The organism is Ruegeria sp. G10 (genome assembly GCF_056533645.1).
In genome coordinates, this window is record NZ_JBQFOQ010000010.1 from 1 (window position 1) to 17850 (window position 17850).

At 59.2% G+C, this 17850-nt stretch carries 20 protein-coding genes; 9 read left to right on the forward strand and 11 right to left on the reverse strand.

The annotated features are described in order from the left end of the window. From ACR0KM_RS16190 to ACR0KM_RS16200, 3 genes are all read right to left on the reverse strand, one after another. Positions 1 to 364 (reverse strand): GTP-binding protein (locus tag ACR0KM_RS16190; protein ID WP_480865483.1); only part of this gene is annotated, 364 nt, incomplete at its 3' end. Between the two features lie 114 nt (positions 365 to 478). Next, complete coding sequence (locus ACR0KM_RS16195) at positions 479 to 1069, reverse strand: hypothetical protein (RefSeq protein ID WP_480824595.1); 591 nt, start codon at positions 1067 to 1069, stop codon at positions 479 to 481. A gap of 99 nt (positions 1070 to 1168) precedes the next feature. Further along, a complete protein-coding gene (locus ACR0KM_RS16200) occupies positions 1169 to 3517 on the reverse strand; it encodes a DNA topoisomerase IV subunit A (protein WP_480860310.1) in 2349 nt (782 codons plus the stop codon). 201 nt (positions 3518 to 3718) lie between these two features. Here ACR0KM_RS16200 and ACR0KM_RS16205 point away from each other — a divergent pair, with 201 nt between their 5' ends. From ACR0KM_RS16205 to ACR0KM_RS16230, 6 genes are all read left to right on the forward strand, one after another. Then, the gene (locus tag ACR0KM_RS16205) at positions 3719 to 4327 is read left to right on the forward strand and encodes an SH3 domain-containing protein (RefSeq protein ID WP_480860311.1); all 609 of its coding nucleotides are present in this window, start codon (positions 3719 to 3721) and stop codon (positions 4325 to 4327) included. A 69-nt stretch (positions 4328 to 4396) separates the two neighbouring features. Further along, positions 4397 to 5224 carry an SDR family NAD(P)-dependent oxidoreductase gene (locus ACR0KM_RS16210; protein WP_480860312.1) on the forward strand — a complete coding sequence of 276 codons (828 nt, stop codon included), beginning with the start codon at positions 4397 to 4399 and terminating at the stop codon, positions 5222 to 5224. A 77-nt stretch (positions 5225 to 5301) separates the two neighbouring features. Continuing rightward, entirely contained in the window at positions 5302 to 5502 is a 201-nt protein-coding gene (locus ACR0KM_RS16215) for a twin transmembrane helix small protein (protein WP_480824603.1), read from the forward strand. A gap of 3 nt (positions 5503 to 5505) precedes the next feature. Next, entirely contained in the window at positions 5506 to 6078 is a 573-nt protein-coding gene (locus tag ACR0KM_RS16220) for a cob(I)yrinic acid a,c-diamide adenosyltransferase (RefSeq protein ID WP_480824605.1), read from the forward strand. 184 nt (positions 6079 to 6262) lie between these two features. Beyond that, positions 6263 to 7021 (forward strand): electron transfer flavoprotein subunit beta/FixA family protein, encoded by a 759-nt coding sequence (locus tag ACR0KM_RS16225; protein ID WP_480860314.1) that lies wholly within the window; start codon positions 6263 to 6265, stop codon positions 7019 to 7021. After that, on the forward strand, positions 7021 to 7950 hold the full coding sequence (locus ACR0KM_RS16230; protein ID WP_480824611.1) for an electron transfer flavoprotein subunit alpha/FixB family protein: 930 nt from the start codon (positions 7021 to 7023) through the stop codon (positions 7948 to 7950). Before ACR0KM_RS16225 ends, ACR0KM_RS16230 begins: the two co-directional genes overlap by 1 nt. A gap of 62 nt (positions 7951 to 8012) precedes the next feature. Here the strand turns inward: ACR0KM_RS16230 and ACR0KM_RS16235 are convergent, their stop codons facing one another. Next, positions 8013 to 8804, reverse strand: a complete 792-nt coding sequence (locus ACR0KM_RS16235; RefSeq protein WP_480824613.1) for a DUF6473 family protein — start codon at positions 8802 to 8804, stop codon at positions 8013 to 8015. A gap of 162 nt (positions 8805 to 8966) precedes the next feature. On the opposite strand from ACR0KM_RS16235, the gene ACR0KM_RS16240 reads away from it, so the two are divergent. Further along, the gene (locus ACR0KM_RS16240) at positions 8967 to 9842 is read left to right on the forward strand and encodes a 3-hydroxybutyryl-CoA dehydrogenase (RefSeq protein ID WP_480860316.1); all 876 of its coding nucleotides are present in this window, start codon (positions 8967 to 8969) and stop codon (positions 9840 to 9842) included. Between the two features lie 80 nt (positions 9843 to 9922). On the opposite strand, the gene ACR0KM_RS16245 is transcribed toward ACR0KM_RS16240, so the two are convergent. The 7 genes from ACR0KM_RS16245 to ACR0KM_RS16275 are packed head-to-tail and all read right to left on the reverse strand — an operon-like array spanning position 9923 to position 15321. Continuing rightward, a complete protein-coding gene (locus ACR0KM_RS16245; RefSeq protein WP_480824908.1) occupies positions 9923 to 10813 on the reverse strand; it encodes a lysophospholipid acyltransferase family protein in 891 nt (296 codons plus the stop codon). 34 nt (positions 10814 to 10847) lie between these two features. After that, on the reverse strand, positions 10848 to 11117 hold the full coding sequence (locus ACR0KM_RS16250) for an HPr family phosphocarrier protein (protein ID WP_010437721.1): 270 nt from the start codon (positions 11115 to 11117) through the stop codon (positions 10848 to 10850). Positions 11118 to 11133: 16 nt separating this feature from the next. Further along, the gene (locus tag ACR0KM_RS16255) at positions 11134 to 11526 is read right to left on the reverse strand and encodes a PTS sugar transporter subunit IIA (protein WP_480824617.1); all 393 of its coding nucleotides are present in this window, start codon (positions 11524 to 11526) and stop codon (positions 11134 to 11136) included. Beyond that, positions 11523 to 12404 carry an RNase adapter RapZ gene (rapZ, locus tag ACR0KM_RS16260; RefSeq protein ID WP_480824619.1) on the reverse strand — a complete coding sequence of 294 codons (882 nt, stop codon included), beginning with the start codon at positions 12402 to 12404 and terminating at the stop codon, positions 11523 to 11525. The genes ACR0KM_RS16255 and rapZ overlap by 4 nt, the downstream gene beginning before the upstream one ends. Next, positions 12401 to 12871, reverse strand: coding sequence for an HPr kinase/phosphorylase (locus ACR0KM_RS16265; RefSeq protein ID WP_480824621.1), 471 nt, complete (start codon positions 12869 to 12871; stop codon positions 12401 to 12403). Before ACR0KM_RS16265 ends, rapZ begins: the two co-directional genes overlap by 4 nt. Before the next feature lie 3 nt (positions 12872 to 12874). Next, entirely contained in the window at positions 12875 to 14584 is a 1710-nt protein-coding gene (locus ACR0KM_RS16270) for a sensor histidine kinase (protein WP_480860319.1), read from the reverse strand. A gap of 32 nt (positions 14585 to 14616) precedes the next feature. Continuing rightward, complete coding sequence (locus ACR0KM_RS16275) at positions 14617 to 15321, reverse strand: response regulator transcription factor (RefSeq protein WP_480824625.1); 705 nt, start codon at positions 15319 to 15321, stop codon at positions 14617 to 14619. Between the two features lie 349 nt (positions 15322 to 15670). On the opposite strand from ACR0KM_RS16275, the gene ACR0KM_RS16280 reads away from it, so the two are divergent. Together ACR0KM_RS16280 and ACR0KM_RS16285 are read left to right on the forward strand one after the other, a co-directional pair. Then, complete coding sequence (locus ACR0KM_RS16280) at positions 15671 to 17269, forward strand: phosphoenolpyruvate carboxykinase (protein ID WP_480824627.1); 1599 nt, start codon at positions 15671 to 15673, stop codon at positions 17267 to 17269. A 279-nt stretch (positions 17270 to 17548) separates the two neighbouring features. Beyond that, on the forward strand, positions 17549 to 17839 hold the full coding sequence (locus ACR0KM_RS16285; protein WP_480824629.1) for a hypothetical protein: 291 nt from the start codon (positions 17549 to 17551) through the stop codon (positions 17837 to 17839). Positions 17840 to 17850 lie beyond the last annotated feature (11 nt).

The following is a 17850-nucleotide window of genomic DNA, read 5'->3' on the forward strand; positions in this document are numbered from 1 at the left end:
CAACCTGGCGGCCCAGCAGGATGTGCTCGCGGGTCTGCGGCATCGGGCCGTCTGCGGCGTTCACAACCAGGATCGCGCCGTCCATCTGAGCGGCACCGGTGATCATGTTCTTGACGTAGTCGGCGTGGCCGGGGCAGTCGACGTGCGCGTAGTGGCGGTTGTCGGTCTCGTATTCCACGTGGGCGGTCGAGATGGTGATGCCGCGCGCTTTCTCTTCCGGCGCACCGTCGATCTGGTCATACGCTTTGAAGTCACCGAAATACTTGGTGATTGCTGCGGTCAGCGTGGTCTTACCATGGTCAACGTGGCCAATCGTGCCGATGTTGACGTGCGGTTTTGTACGCTCAAACTTTTCCTTTGCCATTCCTCAGGCGCCCTTTTGCGATTTGGGGGACCCTTGGTCCCGTGGTTACATCTGCGCGCGCGAGATATTTGGTTCAAAGGGGAAAATCAAGCACATCCTGCGGGAAATACGACCTTAGGTCGGATTTTGCGTGACCTCGTTGGTCTCAAGCGGCTGGATCAGGCTGGGACGCTTGTCGAACCAGCCATCATCCTGATGTTCTTCGGCAAGCCATTCCTCGACCCGGTCGGCAACCTTCAGGGCCAAACCGCTCATCTGCTCTTCTTTGGTCCGTGCATTTCCCGATCCGGCCAGCGCACTTTCTCCGGTGGTGTCTTCCAGCACCTGGAACTGCTTGCCCTTGGCCAGGAACTCTTTCTTTTCGACGTCATAGACATTGACCAGAACAATCGCAGTGCTTTTGGGATTGTAAATCACCGGAATACCCGGAGGGGCCAGCATATAGCCTTCCAGACTGATGCCGATGTCATATTCCTGCGTACCTTCATAGCGACCAAGCCGGATATCCACCGCGTTCTGGATCGCTTCGGTCCATTCGTCCGGAGTAGCATCCCGCGAGACCGGCCCCTGTACCGCCTTATCGGCGAAGGCATAATTCACGCGTAGCTTGAATTCACCCAGCGACTCGGGTTCTTCGTATACTTGCGTCTGGCTACATGCGCCCAAAAGGGCCAACCCGGTGATCAATGTCAGAATGCGCAGCATGTCTCTTGTTCTCGATAGGCCTGTTTTCTTTGGATGTAGCGCACCGATATGGGGTGTGCCAAGCGGTATCGGCAGATTTTCACCAAACCGGCCGCTTGATCACGAGAACTTATAGTCGCGCGGGAAGCCATAGGGGGCCTTTTTGCCAACGCCTGCGCGTTTGGCCAGCCATTGGGACATATCCGCCTCATGCCGGGTTTTGTCGCCGCCCATAGACCATTTCAGGCCCTCTTCCCAGTTGAAGGTAGTGATGTCGGACAGGCCGCCATCCAGTTCCAGCGTGCCCTGACGCCCGCGTGCCATATTGTATTTCTGTAAGCGCACGCCTTTGCCTCGGGTCATCTCGGGCAACTCTTCGGTCGGGAAGACGAGGAACTTTCCGTTCTGCGAAACGACAGCCACGTGGTCACCCTCGACGGGTTTACAGATCATCGCCGTCTCGTCGCCCTTAACGTTCAGCACCTGCTTGCCGTTACGAGTCTGGGCCAGCACGTCATCCTCGGGCACCATGAAACCGTTGCCCGCGTCCGAGGCGACAAGCAGCTTGCGCCCCGGCTTGTGGATCAGGATGTCGATGATCTGCGCCTCATTCGGCAAGTCGACCATCAGGCGCAGCGGTTCGCCCATCCCACGCCCGCCGGGTAGATTGGTGGCGCTGACCGTGTAGAAGCGCCCGTTCGAGGCAAAGACCAGCAACCGATCTGTGGTTTCCGCATGGAAGATAAAGCGCGGGCCGTCGCCGTCCTTGAACTTCAGCTCACGCTTCAGGTCGATATGGCCCGTCATGGCGCGAATCCAGCCCATCTTAGAACAGACCACCGTGATCGGTTCCTTGTCGATCATCGCCTCAAGCGGGACTTCCTCGACCTGCCCGGCCTCAGCAAACCGCGTCCGGCGCGCGCCGCCTTCATAATCTTTGCCGAAGGTCTTTTTGGTCTCTCTCAACTGCTCGGCAATCTTGGCCCATTGCAAGGCCGGGTCAGCCAGCAGGTCTTCGAGGTTGGCGCGCTCCTCCATCAACGCGTCGCGCTCGCGTACCAGCTCCATCTCTTCCAGACGGCGCAAACTGCGCAGGCGCATGTTGAGGATAGCATCGACCTGAACCTCGGACAGTTCGCCCTCACCCGGCTTGGGCGAGACGTAGTCGGCCTCGCTGGTCGCGCGGACGTGATCGATGCCCCAATCCTCGCGCATCAGCGCGGCTTTGGGGTCGTCGTCATAGCGGATGATGTCGATCACGCGGTCGAGGTTGAGGAAGGCGACAATAAATCCCTCCAACACCTCAAGCCGGTGGTCGATCTTGCCCAGACGGTGACGCGAGCGGCGGATCAGAACCTCTTGCCGGTGATCGAGAAAGGCGCGCAGCACTTCCTTCATCGAACACACTTTCGGCGTTACACCATCGATCAGCACGTTCATGTTCAGGCTGAACCGCACCTCAAGGTCCGAGTTGCGATAGAGCATGCCCATCAGCACCTCGGGGTCCACATTCTTGGAGCGCGGTTCGAGGATCAGGCGGATGTCGTCAGCGGATTCGTCGCGCACATCCGCTAGGATCGGGATTTTCTTGGTCTGGATCAGTTCCGCGATCTTTTCGATCAGCTTGGATTTCTGAACCTGATAGGGGATCTCGGTGACCACGATCTGCCATTGGCCACGGCCCAGATCCTCAACCTCGAATTTGCAGCGCAGGCGGAAGGACCCCCGCCCGGTGCGATAGGCCTGCGCGATGTTCTCGGGCGGCTCGACGATCACGCCGCCGGTCGGGAAGTCCGGGCCGGGCACATAGTTTAACAGCGTGTCGTCGCGCGCGTCGGGCGTTTTGATCAGATGCAGACAGGCATCGCAAAGCTCTGAGATATTATGCGGCGGAATGTTGGTCGCCATCCCCACAGCGATACCACTGGCCCCATTGGCCAACAGGTTCGGGAATTGCGCAGGCAGCACGACCGGCTCGGTCAGCGTGCCATCATAATTGTCGCGGAAATCGACGGCGTCTTCGTTCAGACCCTCAAGCAGCGCCTCGGCCACGATGGTCATCCGCGCCTCGGTGTATCGCGAGGCCGCCGGGTTGTCGCCGTCGATATTGCCGAAATTCCCCTGCCCGTCGACCAGCGGATAGCGCACGTTGAAGTCCTGCGCCAGACGCGCCATCGCGTCGTAAATCGCGGCATCACCATGCGGGTGATAGTTGCCCATCACGTCACCCGAGATTTTCGCCGACTTACGGAATCCCCCTGTCGCACTCAGTCGCAACTCGCGCATCGCATAGAGGATTCGCCGGTGAACCGGCTTCAACCCATCGCGCGCATCGGGCAAAGCGCGGTGCATGATGGTGGACAGCGCATAGGTTAGATAGCGCTCACCAATCGCGCGGCGCAGCGGTTCGGCTACCTCGCCCCCGTTCTCGGGGGCCTCCATGTTGGGGTCGTCGATCGTGTCGTTCATACATGATGTGGTACAACGCAACCGCGCGCGGGTAAAGCAATCGGCGCATATTTTGCTGGGGACAAGTCGGGCTTTTTGCAACAGGGGGAGGCAAGTACCGGTTTTCCCCCATGTTTTCGACTCGGGCCCGGAATTATGATAAGCTCTCAATTATTAAGTCTGCTGCCTTTTATTGTTGTTACGATTGCCAGGGGGTGCGCCATGACGCGCGTTATTATCATCACTTTTGCCATGCTCGGCTGGAGCTTTTATGTCATGAGCGGGGGGCCGGATTTCGAACCACGCGGCACCCGCGCAGAGCAACCCATACGCGTTGCCGCAAAACCTGATCCGATTCAGAGCTCGCAGGCCCAAGAGCTTGTAACCAATGTCGCCGCGCGCCCGGTGCAGGCGCGCGTTCAGCCGGAACCCCAAACCGAAGAGAATGAAGCGGTGGTTGTCTTGACGCAGGCTGCGGCTGATACGCTGTCGCAGCCGACCGCCTTCGACGATCAAGGCGCAAGTTTTACGCTGGCCTCACTCGAGGAAGGACTTGCCGGGCTCAGCCAGGTGGCGCCCGATGTTCAGGATGACGCCACGCCCGTGCAGCAGGTGATCGAGCCGGAAAAGGACGTCCGCGAGATTGCCGGCACCCGCGTGAACATGCGCGATGGTCCCGGCACGATCTATCCCATCATTGCCAAGGCGGTGATCGGGCAGCGGGTCGAGGTTCTGGGCGAGTCCGGCACGGGCTGGCTACGCCTTCGCCTTTTCCCTGAACAGAGAGTGGGCTGGATCGCCTCATCGCTGGTTCGAAAGCCAACAAACTGACGCAACTGTGTCATTGTCCTGACCAGAACCACGCCATAGCTATGGGCGAGGCACACAGGTGGGGACGATATGCAGAAATCGATTCTGATCACAGGCTGCTCATCCGGCATCGGTCTGGACGCGGCGCATGGAATGCGGGCGCGCGGTTGGAGTGTCTTTGCGTCCTGCCGTCAGCAGCGCGACTGTGATCGATTGCGCGCGCAGGGGTTTGACAGCCCGCTGATCGACTACACCGATGCAGACAGCATCACATCAGGCCTGCAACAGGTGCTTGCAGCAACGGGCGGCACACTGGACGCCCTATTCAACAACGGTGCCCACGGCCTGCCCGGCGCGGTCGAGGATGTTCCCACCGACGGCTTGCGGCTTATCTTTGAAACCAATGTCTTTGGCTGGCACGAACTGACCCGTCAGGTGATTCCGGTGATGCGGGCACAAGGGCACGGGCGGATCGTGCAGAATTCTTCGGTTCTGGGGCTGGTCGCGTTTCCATGGCGCGGTGCCTATGTGGCCACCAAATACGCAATCGAGGGGCTGTCTGATACGCTACGGCTGGAACTGCGAGACACCAATATCAAGGTCATTCTGATCGAACCCGGCCCGATCACCTCGAAAATCCGCGAAAACTCCATCCCTGTTTTCGAACGCTTTGTGGATTGGCAAAACTCGGCCCTGCGTCAGCGGTATGAAAGCGCGCTGCTGAAGCGCTTGTACGAATCCTCTGGCCCCGACAAGTACGAACTCCCCGCCTCGGCTGTGACCGCAAAGCTGGCCCATGCGGTCGAATCCCGCCGGCCCCGCGCCCGGTACTATGTCACGACCCCGACCTATATCGCCGGTTATCTGCGCCGCATTCTTCCGACCCGCGCCATCGACCGCATCCTGTCGGATATCTGAGGCGAAATTACCCGTTCGCTTTTGCTTGGTTTAGGGCTACATCAGGCGCAACGAAACAAAAGACGGACGGTGACGTTATGGACCTGTTGATGGTCGTATTGCTTCTGGCCATGGCGGCGGTCGTCGCTGTGCTGGTAATGGGCATTGCCAATTTCGGAAAACCCGGAAAAGACGCCGCGATGAGAAGCAACAAGATGATGCGCCTGCGCATCCTGTTTCAGTTTATTGCCGTACTGCTGATCGTGCTCTACGTCTATCTGCGCGGACAGGGAGTTTAACAGATGGTCGTTCTCAACAAGATTTACACGCGCACCGGCGATGATGGCAAAACCGCGCTCGGCAACGGTGAACGCGTCGCCAAATACTCGGGTCGCGTAGCAGCCTATGGCACCGTGGACGAGCTGAACTCGTTCGTCGGCGTTGCGCGTACCGAGGCCGAGGGTGAGGTCGAAGCCGCCCTCTCGCGCATCCAGAATGACCTGTTCGATCTGGGCGCAGATTTCTGCCGCCCCGACATGGATAAGGATGCCGAGGCGGAATACACCCCTTTGCGCATCGTGCCTGCCCAGATTGACCGACTTGAGGCCGAGATCGACGCCATGAACGAAACACTGGAACCGCTGCGCAGTTTCATCCTGCCCGGAGGCTCTCGACTGGCGGCGCATTTGCACGTGTGCCGTACCGTCTCGCGCCGGGCCGAGCGGCTGGCTGTGGAACTGACCAACATGGAGCCGGTGAACGACGTTGCGGTGAAATACCTCAATCGTCTCAGCGACTGGTTCTTTGTCGCCGCGCGCTGCGCCAACAACGACGGGCGTGACGATGTCCTGTGGATTCCGGGCGCGAACCGCTGATCTGCACGCCCGGCGGAAATAAAATTTCGTTTCCTGTCGAAAAAATGACAAAACGCGACGTCCCGAAACCATGACGTGACGATTTTGCTCTGTTGCCGGGCATCACGACTCGCTATCTAGGCCAGCGAGAGCATTGGTGGAGTCGCCTCGCGGCTTGCCGTTTTTGTAAGGAGCTTACGCAAAAATGAAGGTACTTGTGCCTGTCAAGCGCGTGATCGACTACAACGTGAAAGTTCGCGTCAAAGCGGACGGCAGCGGTGTTGATCTCGCCAATGTAAAAATGTCGATGAACCCGTTCGACGAGATTGCGGTTGAAGAGGCGATCCGCCTGAAAGAAGCAGGCAAAGCCGACGAAGTCGTTGCTGTTTCCATCGGCGTGAAGCAGTCGCAGGAAACGCTGCGCACTGCGCTGGCCATGGGTGCAGATCGCGCCATTCTGGTTGTTGCAGCCGACGACGTGCACACCGATATCGAGCCTCTGGCCGTTGCCAAAATCCTGGCCAAAGTGGTCGAGGAAGAGCAGCCGGGCATCGTTCTGGCGGGCAAACAGGCGATCGACAACGATATGAACGCCACCGGCCAGATGCTGTCGGCCCTGCTGGGCTGGTCGCAAGGCACCTTCGCGTCCGAGCTGGACATCGAAGGCGACACCGCCAAGATCACCCGTGAGGTTGACGGCGGTCTGCAGACCATCAACGTCAAGATGCCAACCATCGTGACTGTTGACCTGCGCCTGAACGAGCCGCGCTATGCGTCGCTGCCCAACATCATGAAGGCGAAGAAAAAGCCGCTGGATGAGAAAACCGCCGCCGATTATGGCGTCGACGTCACCCCGCGTCTGGAAATCGTCAAAACCGACGAGCCGCCCGCGCGCGCTGCCGGTATCGTCGTAGGCTCGGTCGACGAGCTGGTCGGGAAACTCAAAGAAGCGGGGGCTGTGTAATGGCTGTTCTTCTTCTGGCTGAAGTCAACAATGGCGAGCTGTCGCTGGACGCTACCGCCAAGGCTGTCAACGCTGCAAAAGCTCTGGGCGACGTGACCGTTCTGGCTGCGGGTGGCTCGGCCGCTGCTGCCGGTGAGGCCGCCGCCAAGATCGACGGTGTGTCCAAGGTTCTGGTGGCTGAGGATGCCTCGCTGGGTCATCGTCTGGCGGAATCGACAGCGGCCCTGATCGTGTCGCTGGCTGACGGGTACGAGCATATCGTTGCCCCCGCCACCACCGACGCCAAGAACGTCATGCCGCGCGTGGCCGCGCTGCTGGACGTCATGGTGATCTCGGATGCGTCCGGCGTGGTTGACGGTTCGACCTTCGAGCGTCCGATCTATGCGGGCAACGCGATCCAGACCGTGAAATCGAATGACGCCAAGAAGGTTGTCACCCTGCGGACCGCCAGCTTCGATGCAGCGGGCGAAGGCGGCTCGGCCCCGGTCGAAACCATCTCAGTTCCGGGGTCCGAAGGCCTGTCGGAATGGGTCGAGGACAAGGTGGCCGAAAGCGATCGTCCCGAGCTGACCTCGGCTGGCGTTGTTGTTTCGGGCGGCCGTGGTGTCGGTTCGGAAGAAGACTTCAAGCTGATCGAAACCCTCGCCGACAAGCTGGGCGCCGCCGTTGGCGCGTCTCGTGCCGCCGTTGACTCGGGCTATGCCCCGAACGACTGGCAGGTGGGTCAGACCGGTAAGGTTGTTGCGCCGGACCTGTATGTCGCTGTCGGCATCTCGGGCGCGATCCAGCACCTCGCGGGTATGAAAGACTCGAAGGTCATCGTGGCAATCAACAAAGACGAAGAAGCGCCGATCTTCCAGGTCGCTGATTTCGGTCTGGTCGCTGACCTGTTCCAGGCCGTGCCGGAATTGACCGAGAAACTCGGCTGATCCCAGGTCGAGATTTTTCGCCGAAAAATCTTGCAAGGCCCGCCATTGGCGGGCCTTTTCCATTACAGGTCAAGATCCTGAATTGTGCCGGACAAAACTTCCGCAATCCGGCGGTGTGTGGCGGGACCAATCATATGCTCGGCCATGGGCTGTTGCAGCGTCCCAAACAGCACATCCTCCAGATCATCAGACATGCCCGAAACGTGCGCCTGCAGGGGGACAATCTTAGCGCAAAAGGGTTTCAGCGCGCTGAGCATGAATGGCTCAATGGTCAATCGGGCGTCCAGATCAAGCGCCAGAACCACCACGGGGCATGTTATCCGCGATAGAACTGTCTGAAGATGCTCGATCCAGCTTTGCTGCAACGCGCGCCGGATTTCATCAAAACGACCATCCGAATGCGCCTGCAGACGCGCCAGAAGATGGCCGACGAAGTGGATATCAGTGAAGTCCTCGTCGTCATAGAGCGCTGTCAGCTCGGGCGTCGGGGCCACGAAACGGTCATTGCGGCGGGGGTGGACGCGATAGAAGCGGTTGGACTGCCCACCCAGATCCGGCAATTGCAAAACGCAGAGCGCAGCCCTGTTGACAAGGTCGATCAGGCCTTCGTCCTGCACCAACGCCTCTGCCCCACAAAAGAGGTCGCCAAAGTTGATGCATCGACGGCCAATCCGCCCCTGCAGGATCGCGGGAAAAGGACGTTCGACGAATCGGCCAAAGGTCTCAGCGCCCCCGACGCAGGCAATGTAAGGCCGGGTCAACGCCCGCTCTGGCCCCCGGAAACGCAGTTTCGACGCACCATAGCTGCACGTCAATTCAGCGGCATCACCCCCGCTGCTCGATTGATAGCTCATCACACTCACCCAAATTTTCACCCGCTGCCATCTTGGTGCCGCAGGTCTTGAGAAAACCCTAATGCGCGCATTTGAAGCGAATTTGACCGGTCCGATCCCCTTGCCGCCCACCCGCAACTGCCGATAATGTCGCCCATAACCTGCGAGCAAAGGCACCAGAACATGGATGTAAAATCAGTCGGAGTGATCGGCGCCGGACAGATGGGCAACGGGATCGCTCATGTCATGGCCTTGGCGGACTATGATGTCCTGCTCAATGACGTCAGCCAGGAGGCACTGGATGGCGCGATGGCAACGATTGAGGCCAATCTTGCCCGGCAGGCTTCGCGCGGGAAGATTTCCGATGCGGCATTGCAGGCCGCGCTGGGGCGGATCACGACGACACTGAACCTGCCGGACATTGGTCAGACAGATCTGGTGATCGAGGCCGCGACCGAGCGGGAAACTGTCAAGCAGGCGATTTTCGAAGACCTTCTACCGCATCTGCAGCCACACACGATTCTGACCTCGAACACCTCGTCGATTTCGATCACCCGTCTGGCCAGCCGCACCGACCGGCCCGAGCGGTTCATGGGGTTCCACTTCATGAACCCGGTGCCGGTGATGCAACTGGTAGAACTGATCCGTGGCATCGCCACCGACGAAGCGACGTTCAACGCCTGCAAGGCGGTTGTGGATCGCTTGGGCAAGACGGCGGCCAGTGCGGAAGATTTCCCGGCCTTTATCGTCAACCGCATTCTGATGCCGATGATCAATGAGGCGGTTTATACGCTTTATGAAGGCGTCGGGAATGTGCAATCGATCGACCAGTCGATGAAGCTGGGGGCTAATCATCCCATGGGGCCGCTGGAACTGGCGGACTTCATCGGCCTGGATACGTGTCTGGCGATCATGAACGTGCTGCATGACGGTTTGGCAGATACCAAGTACCGCCCCTGCCCCCTGTTGACGAAATATGTCGAGGCCGGATGGCTGGGGCGTAAGACCGAGCGCGGGTTTTACGATTATCGGGGCGAGGTTCCGGTGCCGACACGTTAGGAAATTGAGAGGGCCAGCCCTCTCTTGAGCCTTTGGCTCAATTCACTCCCGGGATATTTATGGCCAGATGAAGATCTGGATCAGGTTTTGCCCAGGGCCATGGTGTGGTCGCGGAGCCAAGCCATGAACCCGCGGGGGTCGCGTTCCAGCAGCGCCATATCCTCGTCCGATATCGGGTCTCCGATTACCGGAGATTGTGGTTTGTTGCAGGAGCGGACGATTTCGTGCAGCAGCAGACCCTGACGCAGTATTGGCGAAATCTGGTTGGCGATCTGGTACCAGCGCGAATTGCGGCCCGGGAAGAAGATCGGCACGACTTTGGCACCCGAGCGACGGATCATCTTGGCGGTGAAGACGTTCCATTCCCGCTCGATTGCCGGGCCGAACCAACTGTCCGAGGACATCACCACGCCCGAAGGGAACAGGGCCACGACGCCGCCATCGGCGAGATGTTTCATCGCTTTGCTGCGCATTTCCAGCATTTTGGCTTGCGCTTCTGGGTCATGCGGGAAGGGCACGGGGATCATGAACGAGGTCGCGGCCTCATCCAGGCCGGTCAGGACCGAGCGGGTCAGAATGCGATAGTCGCTGCGGACCCGGCCGATAAGCTCGGCGAAGATCATGCCATCGACCATGCCATGTGGATGGTTGGCAACCACGACCACCGGGCCGTCTTTTGGAATACGCGCGATCTGCTCGGCCGGGGTTGTCAGGTCGATGCCCATGGTCTTGAGCGCACCGCCCCAGAATTTCTGGCCGCGATAATGTTCGTTCTGCTTCTCGAACTTGTTGACCATGCGCAGGATGGTCAGCTTGCCGGTGCACCATTCGATGGCGCGGATCGCGGTCGAGGTCCAGGCATCGTCGAACGAGTTGGCGTAGGTCAGTGTCCTGCGATCATAGATCTCGCCGTGATCGGTGTCGTGATCCACCACCGGACCGGTCTTGGTATCGTGCGTGGTTTCCGCCAATTGCCTGGTCTTTCTGTCCTTGGTGTCGCGGTCGTCAGAACCCTTCACCGAACTTGTCGTTCACCAAAGTCTCCAACGCTTCTGCCAACGCCTCAGCATCCGGGCCGGACGTCTCGACGTCAATAGTGGTTCCGCGCGACGCTGCCAACATCAAAAGACCCATGATGCTATCACCCGAGGCAGAAAGTCCGTCGCGCGATACTTCGGCCCGGGCGTCGAAGCCTTCGACCACCTCGACCAGCTTGGCCGAGGCGCGGGCGTGCAGGCCCTTTTCATTTATGATTTTCAAACTCTTGGTAGTCATATGAATCTATCCGGTATCAATCCAGCGTCACATTTTGCGCATTGATGTATTTTCGTCCAGCTTCCAGCGCCAAACGGACGGCCTCGGCCAGTGGCAGGTGGCGACTTTTGGCCAGTTTGATCAGCATAGGCAGGTTGGCCCCATAAAGGATTCGCCGATCCTGCGGCGCGCAGGCCCGCAGACTGAGATTCGACGGGCTCCCGCCAAACAGGTCGGTCACGACGACCACGCCATCACCCTGATCAACCTCGTCTGCGGCGCTGCAGATTTCATTCTGCTTTGCTTCACGGTCGTGATCGGCCTCGATCGGGATGGCGATCAGCCCGGGCTGTGTTCCAACCACATGCTGCGTGGCGGCCAGATATTCCTGTGCCAACCCGCCATGTGCAACAATTACGATCCCGATCAACCCGGCCTCACATTCAACGAACGACGTTCCATTTCGCGGTGCCTAATTGACACCTGCTGGCCCGCCTCCGCAAGGGCCTTCGCAACCGCTTCGGACACAGCGACCGACCGATGCTGGCCTCCGGTGCAGCCGAAGGCGACGGACAGATGTGCCTTGCCTTCGGCCTGAAAGGCCGGAAGCAGTTCAACCAGCAGGTCCACGACCCGATCAAAGAAGGCGCGATAGTTCATATCTGACTGTACATAGGCCGCAACGTCAGCGTTTCGACCGTCTGCAGCGCGCAATTCGGGCCGCCAGTAGGGGTTGGCCAGAAACCGGCAGTCAAACACCATGTCCAAACCTCGCGGCAGGCCGCGTTTATACGAGAACGACTCGATAGACACGGCCAAATGCCGCCCACCTTCGGGGGCGAACCAGCGCTCGACCTCTTCGCGCAACTGGTGAACGTTCAGCGCGGTGGTGTCGATCAGCGTGTCAGCGATTTCCCGGATCGGTGCCAACAGCTCTTTTTCCTGCGTGACGCCTGTTTCCGGGCTTGCGTCGGCGGCAACCGGATGGCGGCGGCGGGTTTCAGAGAACCGGCGCAGCAAGACTTCATCACTGCAGTCCAGATATAGGACTGTCAGATCAACCTGCTCCATCCGTCCCAGTTTCGCCGCCAATTCGATGAACCCGATGGTCGAGAAATCGCGGTTGCGCGCATCGATTCCCAATGCCATCGGGCTGCCCGGTGCAGAGCTGTCCATAAGCCGCGACAGCAGACCCATTGGCAGGTTGTCGATGGCCTCGAACCCAAGATCTTCGAGAACGTGGATCGCGGTGGACCGGCCCGCGCCCGAAGGCCCGGTTACCAATACGGTGCGACGTTGCGCAGTCATGTGTTCGGCCATTCGGGGCTCACGCGTCCCAGTTTCAGAAGTTGCAGCAGTGCTGCGGGTAAGTTGGGCACGTTGGCGGCGCGAAGCAAGGGAACAGTTTGCCCCAGCATTCTCACATTCACGGGTTCCGGCAGGCGAGAGGGTTCGGCATGATCCAGATCCACCACATAGGACAGTCTCACGGCCCCGGCCGCCTCGGCTTGCAAGAGGCCGATACCCCGTGCTTCGATCAGACCCTGCAGATGTAGGGCCGGTGTCGCGAAGACCTGTGCGTCATGGGTGGCAAGCTCGACCCTGTCGTCTGCCACCAGCTGCGCACCCAGCGCCATCATCTGAAGCGCCAGCGCAGATTTTCCGGCTCCGGAGGCCCCGGCGATCAGCAGGCCCGCATCACATACTGCCACGCAGGATGCGTGGACAGTCGCCTTGTCCTTTTCTGCAATGTCCGAGAAAAGCGCCCCGCCCATAACCTAGACTGGCAACCCGACCACAAACCGCGCGCCCAGCGGCTCCGAGGTGATGTCCGCTTCGGTCGGGCGGATGTTCTCGGCCCAGATCACACCGCCGTGGGCCTCGACGATTTGTTTCGAGATCGCCAGACCAAGACCCGAGTTATTGCCGAAATGCTCCTCGGGGCGTTCAGAATAGAAGCGCTTGAATATTTTGGTCAGCGCCTGATCCGGGATACCGGGGCCTGTATCTTCGACCACAATAAGCACACGATTGTCGCGGCGGCGCACCCAGACGCGGATCGCATCCTTGTCTTCGCAGAAAGAGATCGCGTTGGTGATCAGATTGACGAACACTTGCGCCAGACGCGCCTCAAGCCCGTTGACCACGATTGGGTCAGATGGCAGATCGGTGATGTAATCAACGCCTTTGGATCGGGCCTCTTCCCCCAGGTACTGACCAATATTGTTCAGCAGATTCAGCAGATCGAAGGGTTGCTCTTCCTCTTTGACAAGCTCCGCATCCAGACGTGAGGCATTCGAGATATCGCTGACCAGCCGATCAAGCCGCCGGACGTCATGTTCGATCACACCAAGCAGCTTTTCCCGCTGATCGTCGCGCTTTACCATGCGCATGGTACCGACAGCAGATTGCAGGCTGGCCAGAGGGTTCTTGATCTCATGCGCCACATCTGCGGCGAACTGTTCATTGGCGTCGATGCGGTTATAGAGAGCGTTCACCATTCCCCGCAAAGCCTGGCTGAGGCGGCCGATCTCGTCCGGTCGGGCACTGAGGTCGGGGATGCGAATGCGGCCGGGATTGACCCCGGCGCCGCGGTCCTTGCCCATTTCGGCAGCTGAGGCCAGATCGGCCAGAGGGTTGGCGATGGTCGACGCCAGAACAAGGCTCAGACCGATGGAAACCAGAAGGGCAACGACGAACATCTGCAGAATGCGCTCCTGCTCTTTGCGGGCCAACGCATCGACTTCACCCGCCGGACCAGCCATCGCGACAGCACCCACCGGCGCATTGTCGAGCAAGATCGGAGCCACAGCAACGATCACGGTCTGGCCCATAGCGTCCTTAACCGCCTGAACCTGCATCCCGCCATCAAGCGCTTGCGGGATCATCTCTTGAACCCGCTGCGCCAGGGTGGGCGGATCGACCTCGGCTGTGCCGCTGAACACTGAAGAAATACCGGTCCAGACCGCATTCAGCGCGTCACTGATCAGCGTGCTACCGGTCGAACTGTCTGCGTTTTGGCGTAGGAGATTGGGAAGTTCCGCGCTGGCCGATGCGCCGCGTGTCCAGCCGATCAGCGTACCTGATCCGTCATAGACAAATACCTCGCCGCCTTCGGGAAGGCTCAGTCCAGCCAGCGTATCGCGTACATCCAGCACTGCGGCACCGCCCGGCACGGGCTGGCGCAATTGGGTTTCGAAAACGTTGCTGACAAGCTGCGCGTCACCGACCAGATTGAGGGCCGTCTGCTGCACCCTTTGTTTGCGGGAATCGTCCAGATACAGAAGTCCTGCAACCAGAATGACCAAAGCGATCAGATTGAACGTGATGATCCGACGCGCCAAGGGCGAATGGCGCAAAGTAAAAAGGTTGCGGCGCGAGCGTTTGGCACTCAGCTCCGCAGCCTCGGGGTCCTGGGGGATAACCCAGTCATCCCCAAGCACGACATCTGCGTCGCGCACTTGATTGGCGTGTTCAGTATCGCGCACGAGACCCTTTTACCCCTTAAAAACGGCCGCGCCTATTCTTCGTTATACCGATACCCGATGCCATAAAGCGTTTCGATGGCCGAGAACTCGGGATCAGCGGCGCGCATCTTTTTGCGCAAACGCTTGATATGGCTGTCGATGGTCCGGTCATCCACATAGACCTGATCATCATAAGCCACATCCATCAGTTGATCACGGCTTTTTACAAAGCCGGGGCGCTGCGCCAGTGCCTGCAGCAACAGAAATTCCGTCACGGTCAGCGACACATCGTTGCCCTTCCAGCTGACCGCATGGCGCAGCGGGTCCATCCGCAGATCGCCGCGCTCCATCACTTTGGTATCACCGGTCGCGACGCTGCCTGCATCACCGTCGACCGCCTCTTGGCGGCGCAACAGCGCGCGGATGCGTTCAACCAGCAGACGCTGCGAGAACGGCTTTTTGACATAGTCATCCGCACCCATACGCAGGCCCAGAACCTCGTCGATCTCGTCATCCTTGGAAGTCAGGAAAATCACAGGCATCTGGGTCTTCTGCCGCAGACGCTGCAGCAGGTCCATGCCATCCATGCGCGGCATCTTGATATCCAGAACGGCCATATCGGGAAGCTTTTTGTTGAAAGCGTCCAGCGCAGCCTGACCATCGTTATAAGTCTCAACCTCAAAGCCCTCGGCTTCGAGAGTCATGGATACGGACGTCAGAATATTTCTGTCATCATCCACCAGTGCAATCTTTGACATCGGGTTGGCCCCTCATTCCTGCTCACATACGCGGTATTCCGCTTATTAGTAGGGTATTTTTGTCTTTTTTAAGGCCGCGAATCAAACTGTATCTGAAATCCGTGAGAATGTTGCCACACAGTTGCGGCAAAAAAGCCCTATCGTCGCGCGAACGGGGCCTGCTTTTTCGGCGACCCCAAATTGGTTGCGCTAAACTGATGGCTGGTTGCGCTAAACCTTCTGCACCCGCCTGTTCATGCCCTAAAGCTGCATGTTAAGACGCGACCAACCGCTGGCTGTTTCCGGCATCTGCCCCAATCTTAGGCCGCCCGGCAAAATCGCCCGCGCGCCACCACAGGAGAAGACACACATGACATCTGGACGGGTTAACCCGCAATTCCGCCTCGAGGATCAGGGCATCGAGGGTCTGGGCAATGTCTATTACAACTTCATGGAACCGGCGCTGATCGAAGAGGCGCTGAAGCGCGGCGAAGGCACCCTTGGCAACGGCGGGGCCTTTCTGGTGACCACCGGCAAGTTCACGGGCCGGTCGCCCAAGGACAAGCATGTCGTCAAAACCGACAGCGTCGCCGACAGCATCTGGTGGGAGAACAACGCCGCCATGAGCCCCGAGGGCTTTGACGCACTGTACGAAGATATGCTGGCCCATATGAAAGGCCGCGACTATTTCGTGCAGGACCTCGTGGGCGGGGCCGATCCCAGCTATTCGATCAATGTACGCATGGTGACCGAGTTGGCGTGGCATAACCTGTTCATTCGCCACCTTCTGCGCCGCCCGGATCGCGAGGATCTGGACGATTTCACCGCAGATTTCACCATCATAAACTGCCCCAGCTTTCTGGCCGACCCGGCCAAACATGGCTGCCGCAGCGAGACGGTGATTGCGCTGAACTTCGACCGCAAGCTGATCCTGATCGGTGGCACCGAATATGCGGGCGAAAACAAGAAATCCGTGTTCACGCTTCTGAACTACATGCTGCCGGAAAAAGGCGTGATGCCGATGCATTGCTCGGCCAACCATGCCGTCGGCAACCCTGTCGACACCGCCGTGTTCTTCGGCCTGTCGGGCACCGGCAAAACAACGCTGTCCGCCGATCCCGCGCGTATTCTGATCGGAGATGACGAACATGGCTGGTCCAAACGTGGCACCTTCAACTTTGAAGGGGGATGCTACGCGAAGACCATCAACCTGAACGCCGAGGCCGAGCCGGAAATCTATGCGACCACCTCGAAGTTCGGGACCGTCATCGAAAACATGGTCTTTGATCCAGAAACGAAAGAGCTGGATTTCAAGGATGACTCGCTGACGGCCAACATGCGTTGCGCCTATCCGTTGGAATACATCTCGAACGCATCGAAGTCGGCCTTGGGCGGGCACCCGAAGAACATCATCATGCTGACCTGCGATGCTTTTGGCGTGCTCCCTCCGATTGCGCGGCTGACACCGGCGCAGGCGATGTATCACTTTCTGTCGGGCTTTACGTCCAAAGTGGCCGGGACCGAGCGCGGCGTGACCGAGCCTCAGCCGACCTTCTCGACCTGCTTTGGGGCGCCCTTCATGCCGCGCCGCCCCGAGGCCTATGGCAACCTGCTGCGCGACAAGATCGCCCAGCATGGCGCGACCTGCTGGCTGGTTAACACCGGCTGGACAGGCGGTGCTTATGGGGTGGGCAGCCGTATGCCGATCAAGGCCACCCGCGCGCTGCTGACCGCCGCGCTGGAAGGGTCGCTGGCCGATGCGGAATACCGCAAGGACGCGAATTTCGGATTTGACGTGCCCGTCTCGGTGCCCGGAGTACCCGAAGTCCTGCTTGACCCGCGCCGCACCTGGGATGACCAGACAGCGTTCGACAAACAGGCCGAAAAACTGGTGAAGATGTTCGCGGAAAACTTCGAACAGTATCTGCCCTTCATCGACGAAGATATCAAAGCGGTCGCGATAAGCTGACCGAAAAATGGGGGCTGAAAAAGCCCCCATCCCCTGCAGGCTTACGTTGCGGAAACCTCGCCCACGCTGTCAGGCGCGTTGCGAAAACATCAGAATTAAGCTAATTCAGCATACCGAAACAAACTGGGCGATCCGGGCGATCTACTCACACCCGCGCTTCGGGACGCCTGCCTGAAGTAATGATTGATTCCACATGGGGATGGGTGTCGGATTGATGTGTTGCAAGGGATTTTACCTTTCGACGCGGCTCGGTCGGACGCGAATAAGAACAGGTAGACCATGACTGAAATTTCAAAACTCGCCGAATTGCGCAAACTGATGCAAAGCATGGAACGCACTCTGGGCCTCGAAGAACTGAGCCCGGTCGAGCGTGACATCTACTATGCCGCCGAAGAGCTGTCGAAAGCCGATCGCGAAGTGCGCACGTTCGGCCTGATCGAACACACGCTGGTTCAAAGCGTCTCGCGCCCGACATTCTTTCGAGCGCTGAAATCGCTGGTGCAAAAGGGCTATCTTTCGCAAAGCGGCAGCGCGAACCGTGGGCGGTATGTCGTTCATGCCCCCAGGTGATCCGCGTCCCT

Coding starts and splice junctions, on each gene's coding strand:
- ACR0KM_RS16195 (WP_480824595.1), bottom strand. CDS start 1,069: ATGCTGCGCATTCTGACATTGATCACCGGGTTGGCCCTTTTGGGCGCA.
- ACR0KM_RS16200 (WP_480860310.1), bottom strand. CDS start 3,517: ATGAACGACACGATCGACGACCCCAACATGGAGGCCCCCGAGAACGGG.
- ACR0KM_RS16205 (WP_480860311.1), top strand. CDS start 3,719: ATGACGCGCGTTATTATCATCACTTTTGCCATGCTCGGCTGGAGCTTT.
- ACR0KM_RS16210 (WP_480860312.1), top strand. CDS start 4,397: ATGCAGAAATCGATTCTGATCACAGGCTGCTCATCCGGCATCGGTCTG.
- ACR0KM_RS16215 (WP_480824603.1), top strand. CDS start 5,302: ATGGACCTGTTGATGGTCGTATTGCTTCTGGCCATGGCGGCGGTCGTC.
- ACR0KM_RS16220 (WP_480824605.1), top strand. CDS start 5,506: ATGGTCGTTCTCAACAAGATTTACACGCGCACCGGCGATGATGGCAAA.
- ACR0KM_RS16225 (WP_480860314.1), top strand. CDS start 6,263: ATGAAGGTACTTGTGCCTGTCAAGCGCGTGATCGACTACAACGTGAAA.
- ACR0KM_RS16230 (WP_480824611.1), top strand. CDS start 7,021: ATGGCTGTTCTTCTTCTGGCTGAAGTCAACAATGGCGAGCTGTCGCTG.
- ACR0KM_RS16235 (WP_480824613.1), bottom strand. CDS start 8,804: ATGAGCTATCAATCGAGCAGCGGGGGTGATGCCGCTGAATTGACGTGC.
- ACR0KM_RS16240 (WP_480860316.1), top strand. CDS start 8,967: ATGGATGTAAAATCAGTCGGAGTGATCGGCGCCGGACAGATGGGCAAC.
- ACR0KM_RS16250 (WP_010437721.1), bottom strand. CDS start 11,117: ATGACTACCAAGAGTTTGAAAATCATAAATGAAAAGGGCCTGCACGCC.
- rapZ (WP_480824619.1), bottom strand. CDS start 12,404: ATGACTGCGCAACGTCGCACCGTATTGGTAACCGGGCCTTCGGGCGCG.
- ACR0KM_RS16265 (WP_480824621.1), bottom strand. CDS start 12,871: ATGGGCGGGGCGCTTTTCTCGGACATTGCAGAAAAGGACAAGGCGACT.
- ACR0KM_RS16275 (WP_480824625.1), bottom strand. CDS start 15,321: ATGTCAAAGATTGCACTGGTGGATGATGACAGAAATATTCTGACGTCC.
- ACR0KM_RS16280 (WP_480824627.1), top strand. CDS start 15,671: ATGACATCTGGACGGGTTAACCCGCAATTCCGCCTCGAGGATCAGGGC.
- ACR0KM_RS16285 (WP_480824629.1), top strand. CDS start 17,549: ATGACTGAAATTTCAAAACTCGCCGAATTGCGCAAACTGATGCAAAGC.